Source organism: Streptomyces sp. NPDC028308 (assembly GCF_055565855.1).
This window is the reverse complement of sequence record NZ_JBVHTO010000009.1, coordinates 17922-36600: the sequence shown is the minus strand read 5'-3', so window position 1 is coordinate 36600 and position 18679 is coordinate 17922. Positions and strand designations below refer to the sequence as shown.

Genomic DNA, 18679 nt, shown 5'->3' with positions numbered 1-18679 from the left:
CACCGCACCGCGGACCACCGCATCGCACCGAGGAGCAGCCGTATGACCCCCGCCGCCGCATCCCGTATCGCCGTAGTCACCGGTGCGAGCAGCGGCATCGGCGCCGCCACGGCACGGCAGCTCGCCGCGGCCGGCTACCGCGTCGTGCTGACCGCCCGCCGCAAGGACCGCATCGAGGCGCTGGCGGAGGAGATCGGCGCGGCCGGCGGCCAGGCGACGGCGTACGCGCTGGACGTCACGGACCGTGCCGCGGTCGACGAGTTCGCGTCGGCCTTCCAGACGATCGGCGTGCTCGTCAACAACGCGGGCGGCGCCCTCGGCGCGGACCCGGTGGCCACCGCCGACCCCGCGGACTGGCGCCGGATGTACGAGACGAACGTGATCGGCACGCTGAACGTCACCCAGGCCCTGCTGCCCGCGCTCACCGCGAGCGGCGACGGCACGGTCGTGGTGCTCTCCTCGACGGCCGGCCACGGCACGTACGAGGGCGGCGGCGGCTACGTCGCCGCGAAGCACGCGGAGCACGTGCTGGCCGAGACCCTCCGCCTGGAGATCGTCGGCACGCCGGTCCGGGTCATCGAGGTGGCGCCCGGCATGGTGAAGACGGACGAGTTCGCGCTGACGCGGTTCGGCGGGGACGCGGAGAAGGCGGCGAAGGTGTACGCGGGCGTCGCCGAACCGCTGACGGCGGACGACGTGGCGGAGACCATCACCTGGGCGGTGACCCGCCCGAGCCACGTGAACATCGACCTGCTCGTCGTCCGCCCCCGGGCCCAGGCGTCGAACACGAAGGTCCACCGGGAAGCGTGATGCCGGACGAGCACCGGCCCACCCCGGAACCGGGCGCACCACACGCCCCGGCTCCGGGGCCACCGCCCGACCCGGCCACGGGTCCACCGCCCGGCACGGCCCCGGGTCCAACGTCCAACCCGATCCCGGGGCCCCCACCCAACCCCGAACAGCGCCGCCTGGCCGAGGAGACGAAGAACGAGCGCTACGTCTGGTGGTACCTCGCCTACTTCCTCTTCGGCATCCACATCGTCGCGTTCGTGATGATCTACGCCGTGATGCACGCCAAGTAGGCACGCCACGCCGGTAATCGCCGCGCGGCACGGCGAACCCCCGTCCTACGCTGGCGCGTTGTGAACAGACACATACCCTTCGCCCGCCTGCACAACTTCCGCGACCTGGGCGGGTACACGACCGCCGACGGCAGGACGGTACGCAGCGGCATCCTCTTCCGGGCCGACTCGCTGGGCAAGCTGGCCGGCGACGGCGAGGAGACCCGGGCCGACCGGGAGCGCTTCCTCTCCCTGGGCATCCGCACGGTCGTGGACCTGCGCTACCCCTGGGAGATCGAGGCGAAGGGCCGCGTCCCGGAGCACCCGTCCCTCACCTACCACAACCTGAGCATCGAGCACCGGCCGTACGACCAGCCGTCCCTGGCGGCGTCCGTCGACCCCGGCCCGTACCTCGCGGAGCGCTACGCGGAGGTCGCCGAGGACGGCACGCGGGAACTCCGCGAGGTGCTCCAACTGATCGCGGAGGCGGGCGAGTCGGAGGCCCCGCTGGTCTTCCACTGCGCGTCCGGAAAGGACCGCACGGGGCTGGTGGCGGCCCTGGTCCTGTCCCTCCTGGGGGTCCCGGAGAAGACGGTCGTCGAGGACTTCGCCCTGACGGAACTCGCGACGGACCGGCTGATCGCGGACTGGCGGGCGGCGAACCCCGACCGGGCACTGACCTGGCCGGGCTACGGCAGGGCACCCGCCGAGGTGATGACGCTGTTCCTGGCATCCCTGAACGCCCGCTACGGCTCGGTGCGTTCGTACGCCACCCACACCCTGCACCTGGACCCCACCCTCACGGAGTCACTCCGGGCGACACTCCTGGACTGAACGCCCGCTCCATCGCCGGACGGCGTTGTCACAACGGGTGATCCCTCAGATCGGTGACCGGCCGGACGGCGTTGTCACAACGGGTGATCCCTCGGATCGGTGACCGGCCGGACCGCGAGCAAGGTCGTCCTCGTCACCCACACGCGTGAACGGATTCGATCACCAGGACAAGCACAGAACAGGCGACCTAGGCTCGCGCCACACAGGAACGGACCGCCTTCGCCCGGGGCGTCCGCCCGCACGAGGGCCCGACCGACCAGAAAGGCCGGCGCACGCATGGACGAACCCGAACCTGACACGCTGAGCGACGCCCTGGCGGACGCTGCGGGCGTGCGCACCTCACAGTTCATGGACTTGCGAAACCCTCAGTACGCCTACATGTTCGGCTTCCTGCAGGCCGACGGACACCTCGCCGCGGGCACGGGGCAGAAGGGCCGTCTGACGGTCGAGATCAGCGCCCGTGACGTCGGGATCCTCCGGGAGTTCCAACGGCTGACTCCGTACAGCAGCAACATCACCGGACGCACTCGTGCGACGAACTTCTCGGCTTCACACCATTCGGTGAGCTGGAATCTGTGTGCCCTGGAGGCGCGGACCCGGCTGGCCGAACTCGGTCTGCCCTATGGACGCAAGTCGTCCGTCATCAAGCCGCCGCGCGGCGCGTTCTCACGGCGCGACTACCTCCGGGGTGTGATCGACGCCGACGGGTCGGTGGGGTTCACGGGCAACGGTCTCCCCTTCGTCTCCCTGACCACCGCCAGCACTGCCATCGGCGCCTATCTGTGCTTCTACGTCAGAAAGCTCACAGGCGCCGAACGGTCGATGAGGCGCAACGCCCGCGACGGCATCTACAACCTCATTTACACGAAGGAAGCCGCCCGGAAACTGGCAGCCCACCTGTACTACCCGGGATGTCTCGCGCTGGACCGCAAGCGAGATGCCGCCGCGTCCCTCCGCTCCTGGTCACGTCCCGTCGGCATGCGCGTCGCGCCCGACCGCCGCCGCTGGACCGAATCCGAGGACCGGATGCTGCTGGCGTGGGGCGACGACGTCACCGCGGCGGCGAAGCGACTCGGCAGGACCGAGAAGAGTTGCGCCATCCGTCTGTGGCGACTGCGCACCGGCAGGACGCCCCCGCCCTCCGGCATCTGACCGACGACACGCGCGAGGCCACCGCATGTCGGGGCCTCGCGGCGTCAGCCCTTCACACAGATGAACTGCTTCAGCTTCGCAACGACCTCCACGAGGTCACGCTGCTGCTCCATGACCTGCTCGATCGGCTTGTACGCACCCGGGATCTCGTCCACGATGCCCGAGTCCTTACGGCACTCCACGCCCCGCGTCTGCTCCTCCAGGTCCTTCGTCGTGAACCGGCGCTTCGCGGCGTTCCGGCTCATGCGCCGACCCGCCCCGTGCGAAGCGGAGTTGAAGGCCTTCTCGTTCCCGAGACCCTTGACGATGTACGAACTGGTGCCCATGGAACCGGGAATGATCCCGAACTCCCCGTTGCCCGCGCGGATGGCGCCCTTCCGCGTGACGAGCAGATCCATACCCTCGTACCGCTCCTCCGCCACGTAGTTGTGGTGGCAGGAGATCTCCTGCTCGAAGGTCGGCTTCGCCTTCTTGAACTCCTTGCGGATGACGTCCTTCAGGAGCGCCATCATGAGGGCGCGGTTGTACCTGGCGTACTCCTGCGCCCAGTAGAGGTCGTTCCGGTAGGCGGCCATCTGCGGCGTGTCGGAGACGAACACGGCAAGGTCGCGGTCGACCAGGCCCTGGTTGTGCGGAAGCTTCTGCGCGACACCGATGTGGTGCTCGGCCAGTTCCTTGCCGATGTTCCTCGAACCGGAATGCAGCATCAGCCAGACCGCGCCCGACTCGTCCAGACAGGTCTCGATCATGTGGTTGCCGGAGCCGAGCGTGCCCATCTGCTTCGTCGCCCGGTCCTGACGGAACTTCACCGCGTCCGCCACTCCATCGAACCGGCCCCAGAACGCGTCCCACCCGGCCGTGGCCATGCCGTGGAAGCCGCCGGGCTCGACCGGGGAGTCGTGCATCCCGCGGCCCACCGGGATGGCCTGCTCGATCTTCGAGCGGAGCCTGGAGAGGTCGCCCGGCAGGTCGTTGGCGGTGAGCGAGGTGCGGACCGCCGACATCCCGCAGCCGATGTCGACCCCGACCGCCGCCGGACACACCGCGTCCCGCATGGCGATGACGGAACCGACCGTCGCCCCCTTGCCGTAGTGCACGTCCGGCATGACGGCGAGGCCCTTGATCCACGGCAGCGTCGCCACGTTCTGCAACTGGCGCAGCGCGACGTCCTCGACCGAGGCCGGGTCGGTCCACATACGGATCGGAACCTTCGCGCCCGGCACTTCCACGTACGACATATCGTCCTCATTCCCCCGGAAAACCAACAGAAGTCTTTAATCGCAAAACCGGCGCCAAGATCGACGTATGAGACAACGGACCGGCGTCCACGGCGTTGCGTGCGATACACATTGTTCCCAGCGGCCGCCCCCGGGCGGCAACCGAATAACCACAGGACACCCGCCCAGGACCGACCCGGGGCCCCGTCGAGAGGAGTCTGACCGTGCAGCGGAAGGCGTACGTACCGGGCGCCGCCGTGCTCCTCGCGGCACTGCTGGCCGGCTGCACGGGCAGCTCGGACGGCGGCGACACACCGCCCGACTCGAAGCCGGGCAACTCCACGACGTCGGCCGCGGCGGCCCGTCCCGGCAAGTACCGCACCCTTCCGGAGCCGTGCGGCGCGATCGGCCAGGACTCCCTCGACGTACTGCTCCCGGGGATCGAGGGGATCACCGACGAGCGGCAGCGCGAGAAGGCGTACGCGGGTGAGGCGACGCTGACGTACGACACGGACCGCAAGGTCGGCTGCCGCTGGAAGGTGGAGTCGGCGGACGCGACGGACCACCTCCTGGTCGACTTCGAGCGGGTGGTGTCCTACGACGGCGGTGTCAGCGACGACAGCAGGGCGGCGACCGTCTACGGCACCCAGGAGGAGGCGGCGGACCTTCCCGAGCCGTCCGGCGACCAGGCGTCCGGCTCGTCCGACGACTCCCCGTCGGACGGTTCCTCCTCCGGTGACTCCCCGTCGGAGGACTCCGGTTCGGGCGACGAGGAGACCCCCTCGGGTTCCGCCGAGGGCGCGGGCGGCGGCGACGCGGTCAGCCCCTCCGGCTCGGCCGGCGAGAGCGGGACCCCGGCCGCCCTCCAGCCCCGTACGCTCGACGGGCTCGGCGACGAGGCGTTCCTCGACGACGAGCTGAGCGCGTCCGGTTCGACGGCCCGGCGGCGCACGGTGACTGTGGTGTTCCGCACGTCCAACGTGATCGTGACGATCCGGTACGAGGAGCAGCCGGCCCGGGTCGGCGTGGTCCCGGACAGCGAGGAAATGCAGGACAGGGCCCGGAATCTGGCGGAGGACCTCGCCGAATCGCTCAACTCGTAGCGGACCGCGCGGGGCTCGGGGCCCGTCCGGCCGTCCCCCCGGAAGCCGACCGTGCCTCGCGCTCACCGCGTACCGTGGCCCCTCGGACCGGACGGTCGCACGCCCCATGTGCGTCCGCACCACGAGCGTCATGAGTGAAGGAACCATGCACCGACCCGTACAGCGAGCCCCGCGAGACCGGCGAGTACTGCGACTTCCCCGCATCCTTGTGTGCGCCGCCGCCGTCCCGGTGATGCTCGTCGCCGCCGGCTGTTCCTCGGACTCCGGCTCCGGCGACGACGCGAAGAAGAGCGCCGAGCAGAGCCCGAAGGCGTCCGCGAGCGCCACGGCCGAGGCGATCGAGCCGGCCGCGTACGCGAAGCTGCCCGAACCGTGTTCGGTGGTGTCGAAGAAAACGCTGGGCGACCTGGTCCCGAAGGCGAAGAAGTCGGGCAACGAGGGCAAGTCGGACGATCTGTCGATCCGTGGCAACTGCTACTGGGACAGCCTCGACAGCAACGGTGTGAAGGGCTCGCAGTACCGCTGGCTGAACGTGGCGATGCTGCGCTTCGAGTCGGACGCGCGGGGCGGGGGCGACAAGCTCGCGCACGACTACTACGAGAAGCAGGTCGCGGGCGCGCAGGCGGTGACCGGCGCGAAGAACACGAAGTCGGAGCCGGTGTCCGGGACGGGCGACGAGGCGACGGCCGTGCGGTACGAACTGAAGAAGAAGGAAGGCTCGTTCAGGCAGCAGACGGTCGTGACGCGCGTGGAGAACGTCGTCGTCACGGTCGACTTCAACGGCGCGGGTCTCGCCGGTGACAAGGCGCCGGACGCCGGTGACCTGATGAAGGACGCGCGGAAGGCGGCCAAGGAGGCGGTGGCCGCGGTGGCCGCCGCGAACGGGGACGGCGGGGGCGCCTCCCCGTCGAAGTCGCCGTCCAAGTCGCCGTCGAAGTCCGCGTCGAAGACCCCGGACAAGACGGCGTCGAAGACCCCGACCAAGTCCGCGAGCAAGGCCGCCGCCAGGAAGAGCTGACGCACCGCGACGGACGGGCGGCCCCGGGCCGGCGGAGCGAGGATCCGCCTGCCGGCGCGCCGCCCGGCCCGGCCGGCCGGAGGAGTCCGGTCCTCGCGCGAGCCGGCCTCCAGCCGTACCGCTCACCCGTCCGGCGTACACATGTGCCACCCTGTTGCGCGCAACAACACGCAAGGGGAGGGGATTACGGGTGGCTGGCCCACTGCAGCTCACACGGATGCACCGCATTCTCATCGGCGTGGTCGTCGCCGGAGCGGTGGTCATCGCCGGTATCGGCTTCGCCGGTTCGTACGCGGCCGTCCGTGAGCTCGCCCTTCAGAAGGGCTTCGGGAACTTCAGTTACGTCTTCCCGGTCGGCATCGACGCGGGCATCTGCGTGCTGCTCGCCCTCGACCTGCTGCTGACCTGGATCCGCATCCCCTTCCCGCTGCTGCGCCAGACGGCATGGCTGCTGACGGCGGCGACGATCGCGTTCAACGGCGCCGCGGCCTGGCCGGACCCGCTGGGCACCGGCATGCACGCGGTCATCCCGATCCTGTTCGTCGTGTCGGTGGAGGCGGCCCGGCACGCCATCGGCCGGATCGCGGACATCACCGCCGACAAGCACATGGAGGGCGTCCGCCTCACCCGCTGGCTGCTCTCCCCGCTGCCGACCTTCCTGCTGTGGCGGCGGATGAAGCTGTGGGAGCTGCGCTCCTACGAGCAGGTGATCAAGCTGGAGCAGGAACGTCTCGTCTACCAGGCCCGCCTGCGCTCCCGCTTCGGCCGCGCCTGGCGCCGCAAGGCCCCCGTCGAGTCGCTGATGCCGCTGCGCCTGGCGCGCTACGGCGTCCCGCTCGCCGAGACCGCGCCCGCCGGCCTCGCCGCCGCCGGCATCGAGCCGGTGCTGCTGCCGCCGGTACCGCGCCAGCCGCAGCTGGACGCGCCGGCCGCGGACCACCGGCCCGCCGTCGCCCCGCCCGCACCGCGACAGGACGGGCCCGGGGCGGGACCGCAGCGGCAGTCCGGGGACGGCCGGTACGAGGAGGAGCCGGAGTACGGGCAGGAGGAGTTCCAGCCCGAGGAGAGCCCGTGGTTCGCCGCGCCTCCTCCCACGGAGATCGTCTACGAGGGCGGCTACGACCCCACGTACGTCCCCGAGGAGCAGTACGAGCAGTGGTACGAGGAGCAGCAGTCGCAGCGGTACGAGCCCGGCCCCGAGGAGACGGGCAGCTTCCCGATCCCGGCGGGCCCGGGCCGCACCCGTCAGCTGGGTGAGGGCGGCGCCCCGGAGCCGGAGCAGCTGCCGATCCCCGGTCCCCGTGAGGAGCAGTCGCCGCTCGCCGACGAGAAGTCCCGCGAGGAGAGCTTCTACCAGGTGTTCCGGCAGTCGATCATGCCGGGCCAGGGGCTGCCGACGAAGGGCGAGTTCGGCGGCAACGTCGAGGCCACGTACGGCGTGACGCTGACGGACAGCGAGCTGAAGCGCTACATGAACCGCTTCCAGAACCGTTTCAACACGGAGCTGGAGGAGGACCACATCGCCTAGAGGCTCTACGACGAGAGGGGGCGCCCGGTGGTCACCGGGCACCCCCTCTCGTCGTACCGGCCGTCAGGCCCCGAGCAGCTTGCGCACCCGGTCCTGGCCCACCGCGAGGAGCAGCGTGGGCAGCCGCGGGCCGGTGTCCCGGCCGACCAGCAGGTGGTACAGGAGCGCGAAGAAGGTGCGCTGGGCGACCTTGATCTCCGGCGGGAGTTCCTTCGGGGTCGCGTCGGCGGAGAAGCCGGCGCGGACCTTCGGGACGCCGTAGACGAGGTGGGTCAGCCCGTCCAGCGACCAGTGGTCGTCGAGGCCCTCCAGGAGCAGCCGCAGGGACTCGCGGCCCTCGTCGTCGAGGGAGGCGAGCAGTTCGGCGTCGGGCTCGGCGCGGACGACGGTGCGCTGCTCGGCGGGCACCTGGGTGTTGATCCACGCCTCGGCGCGGTCGAGCCGGGGCCGGACCTCGTCCAGGGACGCAAGCGGGTTCTGCGGGTCGAGCTCGCTGAGGATGCGCAGGGTCTGGTCCTCGGCGCCGGCGGTGATGTCGGCGACGGAGGCGAGGGTGCGGTACGGCATCGGGCGCGGGGTCCGGGGCAGTTCCCCGGCGGCGGTGCCGACGGCCCGGGCGTGCGCGGCGGCGTCGGCAGGCAGCGCGGAGCCGTCCGCGACCTTGGCCTCCAGCTTGTCCCACTCGTCGTAGAGCCGCTGGATCTCCTGGTCGAAGGCGATCTTGAAGGACTGGTTGGGGCGGCGGCGGGCGTAGAGCCAGCGCAGCAGCTGCGGTTCCATGATCTGCAGCGCGTCGGCCGGGGTCGGCACGCCGCCCTTGGACGACGACATCTTGGCCATGCCGCTGATGCCGACGAACGCGTACATCGGGCCGATCGGCTGCTTGCCGCCGAAGATCCCGACGATCTGCCCGCCGACCTGGAAGCTGGACCCCGGGGAGGAGTGGTCCACGCCGCTGGGCTCGAAGACGACGCCCTCGTACGCCCAGCGCATCGGCCAGTCGACCTTCCAGACCAGCTTGCCGCGGTCGAACTCGTTCAGCCGGACCGTCTCGGAGAAGCCGCAGGCCGAGCAGGTGTAGGCCAGCTCGGTGGTGTCGTCGTCGTAGGACGTGACGGTGGTCAGGTCCTTCTCGCACCGCCCGCAGTAGGGCTTGTACGGGAAGTACCCGGCGGCGGAACCGCTGCCGTCGTCCTCGTCGGCGGCGCCGGAGCCCTCGGCGGCCTCCAGCTCGGCCTCGTCGAGGGGCTTCTGCGACTGCTGCTTCTTCGGCGGGGCCTTCTTGGTGCGGTACTGCTCCAGGATCGCGTCGATGTCCCCGCGGTGCTTCATCGCGAAGAGGACCTGCTCGCGGTAGACGCCCGAGGTGTACTGCTCGGTCTGGCTGATCCCGTCGTACTCGACGCCGAGCGCGGCCAGCGACTCGGTCATCGCGGCCTTGAAGTGCTCGGCCCAGTTCGGGTACGGCGAGCCGGCGGGCGCGGGCACGGAGGTCAGCGGCTTGCCGATGTGCTCGTTCCACGAGTCGTCGACGCCGGGGATGCCGAGCGGGACCTTGCGGTACCGGTCGTAGTCGTCCCAGGAGATCAGGTGGCGCACGGTGTACCCGCGGCGGCGGATCTCGTCGGCGACGAGGTGCGGGGTCATGACCTCGCGGAGGTTGCCGAGGTGGATCGGGCCGGAGGGGGAGAGTCCGGACGCGACGACGACAGGTTTGCCCGGGGCCCGGCGCTCCGACTCCTCGATGACCTCGTCCGCGAAACGGGAGACCCAGTCGGTGGTCTCGGTGCTCTGAGCCACGATCGGCACGTCCTTCTTTCTCATACGCCAGTACGGCTGACGGGCACCATTCTCCCAGCTCGGGCCTGAACCGCGAAAACGGCTTTTCACCGCGTGGGATACTGGGTTCCCTGTCCTCAGCAACTCCTGGAACCCGAGCAGAACGGCATCACTCCATGGCCTCGGTCACGTCCCTCACCGCTTCCGTCCACCAGCGCCTCGCGGACGCCCTCTCGGCAGCACTGCCGGAGGCCGGTTCCGCGGACCCGCTGCTGCGACGAAGCGACCGGGCCGACTTCCAGGCCAACGGCATCCTGGCGCTCGCGAAGAAGGCGAAGGCCAACCCGCGCGAGCTGGCGACGCAGGTCGTGGCGCGGGTCGAGTCCGGTTCCGTGATCAAGGACATCGAGGTCTCCGGACCCGGCTTCCTGAACGTCACGGTCACCGACGCGGCGATCACCGGGAACCTCGCGGAGCGGGCCGCCGACACCGAGGGCCGCCTCGGCGTGCCGCGGGCCGAGCACCCGGGCACCACGGTCATCGACTACGCGCAGCCGAACGTGGCCAAGGAGATGCACGTCGGTCACCTGCGGTCCGCGGTGATCGGCGACGCGGTCGTGCGGATGCTGGAGTTCACCGGCGAGTCCGTCGTGCGGCGGCACCACATCGGCGACTGGGGCACGCAGTTCGGCATGCTCATCCAGTACCTGATCGAGCACCCCCACGAGCTGGACCACGAGGGCGGCGAGGTCTCCGGTGAGGAGGCCATGTCGAACCTGAACCGGCTCTACAAGGCCTCGCGGGCGCTCTTCGACTCCGACGAGGAGTTCAAGACGCGGGCGCGGCGCCGGGTGGTGGACCTCCAGGCGGGCGAGCCGGAGACGCTGGCCCTGTGGCAGCGGTTCGTGGACGAGTCGAAGATCTACTTCTACTCGGTGTTCGACAAGCTCGACATGGAGATCCAGGACGCGGACGTGGTCGGCGAGTCCGGCTACAACGACATGCTGGACGAGACGTGCCGCCTCCTGGAGGAGTCGGGCGTCGCCGTGCGCTCCGAGGGCGCGCTGTGCGTGTTCTTCGACGACGTGAAGGGCCCGGACGGCAACCCGGTGCCGCTGATCGTGAAGAAGTCGGACGGCGGCTACGGCTACGCGGCGACCGACCTGTCCGCGATCCGCGACCGCGTCTTCAACCTGAAGGCGTCGACGCTGATCTACGTGGTGGACGCCCGGCAGTCCCTGCACTTCAAGATGGTCTTCGAGACGGCGCGCAGGGCGGGCTGGCTCAACGACGACGTGAAGGCGCACCAGCTCGCGTTCGGCACCGTGCTGGGCAAGGACGGCAAGCCGTTCAAGACCCGCGAGGGCGAGACGGTCCGCCTCGTCGACCTGCTGGACGAGGCGATCGAGCGGGCGACGGCCGTCGTGCGCGAGAAGGACACCCTGGGGCAGCTGTCCGAGGAGGACATCGCCGAGCGGGGCACGCAGGTCGGCATCGGCGCGGTGAAGTACGCGGACCTGTCGACGTCCGCGAACCGCGACTACAAGTTCGACCTGGACCAGATGGTCTCGCTGAACGGCGACACCAGCGTCTACCTGCAGTACGCGTACGCCCGGATCCAGTCGATCATCCGCAAGGCGGGCGACGTCGCCCCGGTGGCGCACCCGGAGCTCGAACTGGCCCCGGCCGAGCGCGAGCTGGGCCTGCACGTGGACCGGTTCGCGGAGACGGTCGCCGAGGCCGCCGCCGAGTACGCCCCGCACAAGCTGGCGGCGTACCTGTACCAACTGGCGTCGCTCTACACGGCGTTCTACGACAAGTGCCCGGTCCTGAAGGCGGACACCCCGGCGCAGGTGGAGAACCGTCTGTTCTACTGCGCCGTCACGGCCCGCACGCTGCACCAGGGCATGGACCTGCTGGGCATCCGGACGCCCGAGCGCCTCTGACCAACCCGGGCCCGGCCACCGCACGGTGACGGCCCCGGCGGGACGGCGTGACCGTCCTGCCGGGGCCGTCTGCCTGCCGGGTGCCTTCGCGTCAGGCGTAGTAGTGGATGGTCCCCCGCAGGGCGGGTTCGGCGCCCTCGCAGTGCTGGACGAAGGTCGCCGCGAGCGCCGTCACAGTGCCGTCGTCGTCGCGCGCGAGCCTCGTGACGGTGAACTCACCGGTGGTGGTGTTGCAGCCGCGCCCGTTGCCGTACACGTCGAGTCCGGCGACGCCCTCCCCGCTGCCGCGTTCGGCCCGGTAGGTGCGGCCCGCCTCCAGCCGCTCGCCGGTGGGCGGGGTGAGCAGCGCCGTGGCGTACTCGCGCCTGCCGGACACGTCGTACTGGACGCCGTCGCCCCACGGGCGCAGGGCGAAGGTGCTCGTGGCGCCGGTGTGCGTGAGGTGCGCTCCCTGGCCGATGTAATCTCACCGGGATCGCTGGTCCAGGCGTAGGACAGCGGCAGGGCACGGTACTTGACGACGCCCTTGAGCGCGGGGGCGTCGGCGCGCTCGCACCGCTGGGTGTAGCCGGCGTCCAGGACGGTGACGGCGCCCGACGCGTCCGTCTCGATCTGGTTGACCGAGAACTGCCCGTGGACCTCGTTGCAGCCGCGCCCGTCGCCGGACACGTCGAGACCGGGCGCGCGGCCGGTGCGGAACGCGGCCCGCTCGGCGTCGCGGTAGACACCGGGGCGCAGCTTCTCGCCGATGGGCGCGGCGAGTTCGACCTCCCACCGGCCGGCGTCGCCGGACACGCGCACGCGGACCGACTCCGCCGTCCCCTGCACGGTGATGGTGGCCGTCCTCGGCGTGAAGACGACGCTGCCGCCCTGTCCGACGGAGTCCCCGGCCTCGCTGGTGTGGCTGTACCTGGTCACCGGCGTCGGTACGCCCGTGACCGCCTGCGCGGGTGCGGCCAGTGCCGTGACGAGCCCGATCGTCGCGGTCAGGGCGGCCGTACCGCCGGTCAGAAAACGCCGCCATCCTGTGCTGCTGCGCACGGATGTGTCCCCCTCCGTGAGAACGGGCGCCCCGGCTGGACACCCGTTCCCCTGTTGTAACTCCCGGCACCGCCCACCGACTGCCGGAATCGAGCCAACTCCGGTCAGCGCAGGCGCCGTTGAGGGGGTGCCGTGACCGCGCTCGGCTCACTGTCAGTGGCTCGCCCTACAGTCTGCGCATGGCGACACTTCCGAACCCGCTGCCGAAGCTGATGGACGACCCGAGCGGCGGCGCGCTCGGGCTCGCACTCCCGCCCGGGACCCTGGTCGACGCGACGGTCGACGGCCCCTGGCACGAACCGCTGCTGTGGTGCGCCGACGGCCCGGCCGCCCCCGGCGACTGGCTGCGGCTGTCGCTCGCGCGGCGGACGGCGGGACTGCACCCCGTGCTCATCGCCTCCGGCGAGAAGGACGGAGACGGGCCCGCCGACTGGGACCTGGGCCCGGGCAGGACGTCGTACGCGGGCGACCACGACGCCGAGGACGTACTGGCGGACGCCTGGGAGGAGTACGCGGCGGACGAACTCGCCGAGGGCGCCGACCACCCCGGCCGGGCCGGGGTCGAGGAGGTCTTCGGTCCCCCCGCGACGTACGACGAGCGGGTCGCCCCCTTCGGCCCGCTGTGGCCCGGTCTCGCGCCGGCCGCCCCGCTGGACGCCGATCCGGACGCGCGGGCGGCCGAGGTCGCCGACTCCCTGACCGACGGCGGCTCCTGGCTCGGGGAGCCCCGCCTCGCCCTGGTCCCGGCCCGCCGCAGCGCGGACCTCCCGGCGGCCGTCGGCTGGTCGGGAGCGGTGAACCACGAGGACGACGTGGCGCGGCTGTCGTCGGTCCTGCGGTCCTGGGAGGACCGCTTCGGCATACGGGTGGTCGCGCTCGCCTTCGACCAGCTGGTCCTGTCGGTGGCCGCCCCGCCCGCCACCACGGCCGCGGCCGAGGCGGTCGCCGCCGAGCACCTCGCCTTCTGCCCGGACAACATCACCCAGGGCAGCCACGAGACGCTGCGCGCGTACGCGCGGCACGAGGTGCTCGGCAAGCGGGTCTGGTCCTTCTGGTGGGACTGACGGGCCCGGCCGGCGGACGCGCCCCCGGTCGCTTCCGCCGGCCGCTCAGTCCCGCAGTGCGCGTCCCAGCCTGCGCAGCCCCTCGGCGATCTCCTGCGGGGTCTGCGTGACGAAGCACAGCCGCAGCGTCGCCCGGTCCGGCGGGCCCGCGTGGAAGGGCTCCCCGGGCACGTACGCCACGTCGTGCTCCACCACGCGCCGGAGCAGCTCCGTGGTGTCGCGGGAGCCGGGCAGCCGCGCCCAGAGGAACATGCCGCCCTCGGGCCGCGTCCACGTGGAGCCCTCGGGCAGCGCGTCCGCGATCCCCGCCAGCATGGCGTCGCGCCGCCTCCCGTACTCCGCGGCGACCCGGGCCACATGGGCGTCGAGGTCCCGGTCGGCCAGGTACCGCGCGGCGGCGAGCTGGTTGACGGTCGGGGTGTGCAGGTCGGCGGCCTGCTTGGCGACGGTGCAGGCGCGGCGCAGCGCGGCGGGCGCCCGCATCCAGCCCAGCCGCATCCCGGGCGCCATCACCTTGGAGAAGGAGCCCAGCAGGACCGTGCGGTCGCCGGCGCCCTCGTACGAGGCGATCCACGGCACGCGCTCGCCCTCGAAGCGGAGTTCGCCGTAGGGGTCGTCCTCGACGATCCACAGTCCGCGCCGTGCGGCGACGGCCGCCACGGCGGCGCGGCGCCCGGCCGGGAGGGTGCGCCCGGTCGGGTTCTGGAAGGTGGGCACGGTGTAGAGCAGCTTGGGCCGCTCGCTCGCCACCAGGGCGTCGAGCGCGTCGGGGTCGATCCCCTCGTCGTCGCCCGGCACGGGCACCACACGGGCCCCCGCGAGCGAGAACGCCTGAAGTGCCGCCAGATAGCAGGGGCTTTCGACGAGCACCGCGTCGCCGGGCTCCACCAGGGCGGTGGCGAGAAGCGACAGCGCCTGCTGCGATCCCGTGGTGACCAGCACCTCGTCCGGCCCGGTCGGCAGCCCCCGTACGGTGGTGCGTTCCGCGAGGGCGGTGCGCAGCGCGGGCTCGCCCTCGGTCGTGGAGTACTGCAGCGCCCGGCCGGGCGCCTGCGCGAGCACGTCCCGGTAGGCGGCGGCGATCCCCTCCGCGTCGAACAGCTCGGGCGCGGGCAGCCCGCCCGCGAAGTTGATCATCCCGGGGCGGGCGGTGACCGCGAGGATGTCCCGTACCGCCGACCCCTTGGCCGCGGCGGCCCGCGCGGCGAGCGGCGGCAGAGGGGCGGAAGGCCGGGCGGCGACGGGCTCGGTGACGGTCACGAGGACGGCTCCTTGTCCTTGATGCGGCTCGTGTCCGCACCCTAGGCAGACGCGTGCCCTGTGCACCGGTCATTCCGCGATCCGGACGAACTGCCCTCGCCCGCACGCTCCTTGGGGGCCGAAGCTCTCAGCCGGGGACCTCGGGCTCGTACTCGTCCAGCGCCCACTCCGAGGAGCCCAGCGGGTACGTGTAGGCGGGGCGCCCCACGTTCCCGCTGGTCCGGAAGACCTTGCCGCGGTCGTCGACGCGCACGGTGCCGTGCTTCGTGCCGCTGGACCAGTCCAGCTCCAGGTACCAGCTCACGTGGTGGGTACGGGCGTCGGCGAACACGTAGAAGACCTCGGGGTCGGACTCGCTCACCTTGTACGGGAAGTCCCGCTGCCCGCCCGCGGGCCGGACCGCCGGCCGGCCCGCGTCGAGGTCGACGTGGAAGGACGCCGTGTCCACCCCGCCGCCGCAGCCGACGCCCATCGCGTAGTCGTTCCAGGCGAGCGGCGCCGTCTTGTCCACCACGCGCACATGCAGCGCCTCCAGGACGACGGTGGCCTTCCCGGTGCCCTGGACGGTCAGCGCGACCATCTGCCGGCCGCCCGCGACCCCGCCGAGCGCGCTCACCCAGCCGCGCGCGTCCGGCTCGCTGGGCGGCGGCGGCACCTGCGCGGCCTTCCGGTCGACGAGGTAGTGCTGGCTGCACGGTCCTTCCCACCTGTACGGGTTGGCGGCGACGACGGGCGCGGCGGCCCCGCTGTCCGCGCCGCCCTCCTGCGGGGCGGCGGCCCCGGCACCGCGCGACGGCGACGCCTTCGGACCGGCGCTGCGCGAGGCGGACGGCGAGGGGGACCGGTGCTTCCCGTCGGCGGACGCTGCGGCACTCGGGCTGCCGGTGACGGCGGAGGAGACGGCCCCCGCGGTCCGCGCCCGGGCCCCGTCGCCGTCGTCGCCCGGCACCAGGTTCACGACGAGGGCGGCGGCGACGGCCGCGGCGACCACGGCCGCTCCGGCGAGCACGACGGTACGCCGCCGCCGACGCGCGCCGGGCTCCGGTACGGCCCCCGGCCCGGTCTCCGCGACGACACCACTCGGGCTCGTGGGATCGGGGTCGGGATCGGGGTTGGGGTCGGCGGAACCCGACTCGGCCTCCTCGGCGACGGACGGCCGCGGCGCGTCCACACCGGACGAGCCGACCGCCCCCGCAGCAGAGGGCCGGGCCGCACCCGCGTCAGGACCGGAGGACCGTGCCGCACCCGCACCGGACCCACCCGCGCCCGGCGAACCGGCCGCCGTCCCCTTCTCCTTCCGCCCCCGCAGCGCGTCCGCGAGGACCCAGCGCCGGTGCAGCTCCACGAGCTCCTCGGGGGTGGCCCGGCAGATCCGGGCGAGCCGCTCCACGGGTGCGTAGTCGGCCGGTACGGCGTCCCCGTTGACGTAGCGGTGCAGCGTCGACGCACTCACGTGGAGCCGCTTCCCGAGCACCCCGTAGCTGAGTCCGGACCGCTCCTTCAACTCCCGCAGCAGCTCCGCGAACCCGTCCCCGCCCACCGTTCCTCCATCCCCCGCGTTCCACACCGCGTTCCAGGGGGACCACATTCCCCCAGGTCAAACCCCGTACGAGCGTTCCGGCGTCCCGTACCGCCCGGCAGCCGTGGCGGCCGGGACGGATCACCGCACAAGCTGTGGCCATCCAAGCACGCCGCTCCCGCCGACCGGTCGAGCGGACGTGCCGGACCGTCCGAACCAAGCCAAGGGGGACCCACCATGTCCGCACGCACCACCCGCACCCGCCTGTTCGCCGCCACCACGGTCGCGCTCGCCGCCCTCGCACTGACGGCCTGCGACAACGGGAAGGGCGTTCGCGACGAGGGCCCCTCCGTCGCGGCCGGCGCCCCGTCGCGGCCGAGCCCCTCGAAGACGGCCACCGGCCCGGCCGCGAAGCCCGCCGGCAAGGGCGGCGCCGACACCGGCACGGCGGGCGGCACCAGCGCGTCCGGCTCCAAGGGCTCCGCCGGGAAGACCATCGGGGGCACGGGCTCCTCCGGGGGCGGCGGGAACACCCGCAACGCCGCCTGCGACGGCGCGACGACCCGGACCACGGCGACCGAGGTCAGCCGCCCGCTGAACCACATCCTGCTGACCGTCACCAACACCGGCTCGAAGAACTGTGACCTCACCGGCTATCCGGCGGTCCGCTTCGGCGACGCGCAGGCCGTCCCCCCGGTGGCCGAGGAGACCAAGCCGCAGGCGGTCGTCACCCTCGCACCCGGCGAGTCCGGCTACGCCGGGGTGCTGCTGGCGGCGGCCGACGGCAGCGGGAAGAACGGCTACACCGCCAAGACGCTGGAGGTCTTCTTCGGCAGCGGCAGGAGCGCCAGGCCGGCCCTCCCCGCGAAGGGCGTGTACGTCGACGACCGCCTCACCGTGACGTACTGGCAGTCGGGACTGGACGACGCGCTCGCCTACTGAACGAAAACCGCCCCCGGGGAGCCTAGGGCCGCAGCTGCCGGGCGACCTCGGTGGCCCAGTAGGTGAGGATGTTGCGGGCGCCGGCCCGCTTGATGCCGGTCAGGGTCTCCAGGATCGCCTTGTCGCGGTCGATCCAGCCCTTCTCGGCGGCGGCCTCGATCATCGCGTACTCACCGGAGATCTGGTAGGCGGCCACCGGCACGTCGACGGCCTCCGCGACCTTGGCGAGGACGTCCAGGTAGGGGCCCGCCGGCTTGACCATCACCATGTCGGCCCCCTCCTCCAGGTCGAGGGCCAGCTCGCGCAGCGACTCGCGCAGGTTGGCCGGGTCCTGCTGGTAGGTCTTCCGGTCGCCCTTCAGCGACGAGCCGACGGCCTCCCGGAAGGGCCCGTAGAAGGCGGAGGAGTACTTGGCGGTGTACGCGAGGACGGCGACGTCCTCGCGGCCGATCTGGTCGAGGGCGTCCCGGATGACCCCGATCTGACCGTCCATCATCCCGCTGGGTCCCACGATGTGGGCGCCCGCGTCGGCCTGGACCTGCGCCATCTCGGCGTACCGCTCCAGGGTGGCGTCGTTGTCGACCCGCCCCTGCTCGTCGAGCACACCGCAGTGACCGTGGTCGGTGAACTCGTCGAGGCACAGGTCGGACATGACCAGCAGCTCGTCCCCGACCTCGGCGCGCACGTCCCGCAGGGCGACCTGGAGGATGCCGTCGGGGTCGGTACCGGCCGTGCCCTGGGCGTCCTTCTTGGCCTCCTCGGGCACACCGAAGAGCATGATCCCGGAGACCCCGGCCTCCAGCGCCTCCACGGCCGCCTTCCGCAGGCTGTCGCGGGTGTGCTGCACGACCCCCGGCATCGCCTGGATCGGCACCGGCTCGCCCGCACCCTCCCGCACGAACGCGGGCAGGATCAGATCGGCGGGGTGCAGCCGCGTCTCGGCGACCATGCGCCGCATCGCGGGCGTCGTACGCAGCCGCCGCGGCCGCGTACCGGGGAAGGATCCGTAGGTGGTCATGGCTTCTACGCTACGCCCGCCCCGACGGTGCCCTTGCCGACACGATGCCGGTACGGAACCCGCCCCGCCCGGGCCGGTTTCGGGCCGCCCGGGCCGCCTCGGCAGGTCCGGCGCCCGAGGAGGAACGCGAGCCGCGAAGGGGGTCCGGGGCGCGGCCCCGGCGACGGAACGAGAAGGGGCGGAGGGGCCGAACCGCG

Annotated in this window: 16 protein-coding genes; 10 read left to right on the top strand and 6 right to left on the bottom strand. The window is 72.1% G+C overall.

The window, feature by feature from the left end; translation table 11 throughout:
• Window positions 1–42: 42 nt before the first annotated feature.
• From ACZ4VA_RS21165 to ACZ4VA_RS21150, 4 genes are all read left to right on the top strand, one after another.
• On the top strand, window positions 43–810 hold the full coding sequence (locus tag ACZ4VA_RS21165; RefSeq protein ID WP_356175545.1) for an SDR family NAD(P)-dependent oxidoreductase: 768 nt from the start codon (window positions 43–45) through the stop codon (window positions 808–810).
• A complete protein-coding gene (locus tag ACZ4VA_RS21160; RefSeq protein ID WP_355779330.1) occupies window positions 810–1082 on the top strand; it encodes a hypothetical protein in 273 nt (90 codons plus the stop codon). The genes ACZ4VA_RS21165 and ACZ4VA_RS21160 overlap by 1 nt, the downstream gene beginning before the upstream one ends.
• 60 nt (window positions 1083–1142) lie before the next feature.
• Window positions 1143–1895, top strand: a complete 753-nt coding sequence (locus ACZ4VA_RS21155; RefSeq protein ID WP_355779332.1) for a tyrosine-protein phosphatase — start codon at window positions 1143–1145, stop codon at window positions 1893–1895.
• A gap of 276 nt (window positions 1896–2171) precedes the next feature.
• Window positions 2172–3047: a hypothetical protein gene (locus ACZ4VA_RS21150; RefSeq protein WP_468082365.1), complete on the top strand. Its 876-nt coding sequence runs from the start codon at window positions 2172–2174 to the stop codon at window positions 3045–3047.
• A gap of 44 nt (window positions 3048–3091) precedes the next feature.
• On the opposite strand, the gene ACZ4VA_RS21145 is transcribed toward ACZ4VA_RS21150, so the two are convergent.
• On the bottom strand, window positions 3092–4285 hold the full coding sequence (locus tag ACZ4VA_RS21145; protein WP_356175548.1) for an RtcB family protein: 1194 nt from the start codon (window positions 4283–4285) through the stop codon (window positions 3092–3094).
• Between the two features lie 203 nt (window positions 4286–4488).
• On the opposite strand from ACZ4VA_RS21145, the gene ACZ4VA_RS21140 reads away from it, so the two are divergent.
• From ACZ4VA_RS21140 to ACZ4VA_RS21130, 3 genes are all read left to right on the top strand, one after another.
• Window positions 4489–5367 (top strand): DUF3558 domain-containing protein, encoded by an 879-nt coding sequence (locus tag ACZ4VA_RS21140; protein ID WP_356244510.1) that lies wholly within the window; start codon window positions 4489–4491, stop codon window positions 5365–5367.
• A 145-nt stretch (window positions 5368–5512) separates the two neighbouring features.
• Window positions 5513–6385, top strand: a complete 873-nt coding sequence (locus ACZ4VA_RS21135) for a DUF3558 domain-containing protein (protein ID WP_356175554.1) — start codon at window positions 5513–5515, stop codon at window positions 6383–6385.
• 190 nt (window positions 6386–6575) lie between these two features.
• Window positions 6576–7913 carry a DUF2637 domain-containing protein gene (locus tag ACZ4VA_RS21130; RefSeq protein WP_355779344.1) on the top strand — a complete coding sequence of 446 codons (1338 nt, stop codon included), beginning with the start codon at window positions 6576–6578 and terminating at the stop codon, window positions 7911–7913.
• A 63-nt stretch (window positions 7914–7976) separates the two neighbouring features.
• Here the strand turns inward: ACZ4VA_RS21130 and lysS are convergent, their stop codons facing one another.
• A complete protein-coding gene (gene lysS, locus ACZ4VA_RS21125) occupies window positions 7977–9722 on the bottom strand; it encodes a lysine--tRNA ligase (protein ID WP_355779347.1) in 1746 nt (581 codons plus the stop codon).
• Between the two features lie 146 nt (window positions 9723–9868).
• On the opposite strand from lysS, the gene argS reads away from it, so the two are divergent.
• Entirely contained in the window at window positions 9869–11638 is a 1770-nt protein-coding gene (gene argS / locus ACZ4VA_RS21120) for an arginine--tRNA ligase (protein WP_355779349.1), read from the top strand.
• 91 nt (window positions 11639–11729) lie between these two features.
• On the opposite strand, the gene ACZ4VA_RS21115 is transcribed toward argS, so the two are convergent.
• On the bottom strand, window positions 11730–12014 hold the full coding sequence (locus tag ACZ4VA_RS21115) for a hypothetical protein (protein ID WP_468082364.1): 285 nt from the start codon (window positions 12012–12014) through the stop codon (window positions 11730–11732).
• 844 nt (window positions 12015–12858) lie between these two features.
• Between ACZ4VA_RS21115 and ACZ4VA_RS21110 the strand changes: the two genes are divergently transcribed.
• Window positions 12859–13743 (top strand): DUF4253 domain-containing protein, encoded by an 885-nt coding sequence (locus ACZ4VA_RS21110; RefSeq protein ID WP_356175563.1) that lies wholly within the window; start codon window positions 12859–12861, stop codon window positions 13741–13743.
• Window positions 13744–13788: 45 nt separating this feature from the next.
• Here ACZ4VA_RS21110 and ACZ4VA_RS21105 read toward each other — a convergent pair whose 3' ends face one another.
• On the bottom strand, window positions 13789–15003 hold the full coding sequence (locus ACZ4VA_RS21105; RefSeq protein WP_388906623.1) for an aminotransferase-like domain-containing protein: 1215 nt from the start codon (window positions 15001–15003) through the stop codon (window positions 13789–13791).
• A gap of 127 nt (window positions 15004–15130) precedes the next feature.
• Window positions 15131–16543, bottom strand: a complete 1413-nt coding sequence (locus ACZ4VA_RS21100) for a transcriptional regulator (protein WP_356244497.1) — start codon at window positions 16541–16543, stop codon at window positions 15131–15133.
• Between the two features lie 216 nt (window positions 16544–16759).
• On the opposite strand from ACZ4VA_RS21100, the gene ACZ4VA_RS21095 reads away from it, so the two are divergent.
• The gene (locus ACZ4VA_RS21095) at window positions 16760–17464 is read left to right on the top strand and encodes a DUF4232 domain-containing protein (RefSeq protein ID WP_355794096.1); all 705 of its coding nucleotides are present in this window, start codon (window positions 16760–16762) and stop codon (window positions 17462–17464) included.
• Window positions 17465–17486: 22 nt separating this feature from the next.
• Here ACZ4VA_RS21095 and hemB read toward each other — a convergent pair whose 3' ends face one another.
• A complete protein-coding gene (hemB, locus tag ACZ4VA_RS21090; protein WP_356175571.1) occupies window positions 17487–18482 on the bottom strand; it encodes a porphobilinogen synthase in 996 nt (331 codons plus the stop codon).
• Between the last annotated feature and the right edge of the window lie 197 nt (window positions 18483–18679).

Excerpts from the sequence above, each read along its gene's own strand:
- ACZ4VA_RS21095 (WP_355794096.1), top strand. The coding sequence starts at position 16,760 with ATGTCCGCACGCACCACCCGCACCCGCCTGTTCGCCGCCACCACGGTC.
- ACZ4VA_RS21145 (WP_356175548.1), bottom strand. The coding sequence starts at position 4,285 with ATGTCGTACGTGGAAGTGCCGGGCGCGAAGGTTCCGATCCGTATGTGG.
- ACZ4VA_RS21135 (WP_356175554.1), top strand. The coding sequence starts at position 5,513 with ATGCACCGACCCGTACAGCGAGCCCCGCGAGACCGGCGAGTACTGCGA.
- ACZ4VA_RS21110 (WP_356175563.1), top strand. The coding sequence starts at position 12,859 with ATGGCGACACTTCCGAACCCGCTGCCGAAGCTGATGGACGACCCGAGC.
- hemB (WP_356175571.1), bottom strand. The coding sequence starts at position 18,482 with ATGACCACCTACGGATCCTTCCCCGGTACGCGGCCGCGGCGGCTGCGT.
- argS (WP_355779349.1), top strand. The coding sequence starts at position 9,869 with ATGGCCTCGGTCACGTCCCTCACCGCTTCCGTCCACCAGCGCCTCGCG.
- ACZ4VA_RS21165 (WP_356175545.1), top strand. The coding sequence starts at position 43 with ATGACCCCCGCCGCCGCATCCCGTATCGCCGTAGTCACCGGTGCGAGC.
- ACZ4VA_RS21160 (WP_355779330.1), top strand. The coding sequence starts at position 810 with ATGCCGGACGAGCACCGGCCCACCCCGGAACCGGGCGCACCACACGCC.
- ACZ4VA_RS21150 (WP_468082365.1), top strand. The coding sequence starts at position 2,172 with ATGGACGAACCCGAACCTGACACGCTGAGCGACGCCCTGGCGGACGCT.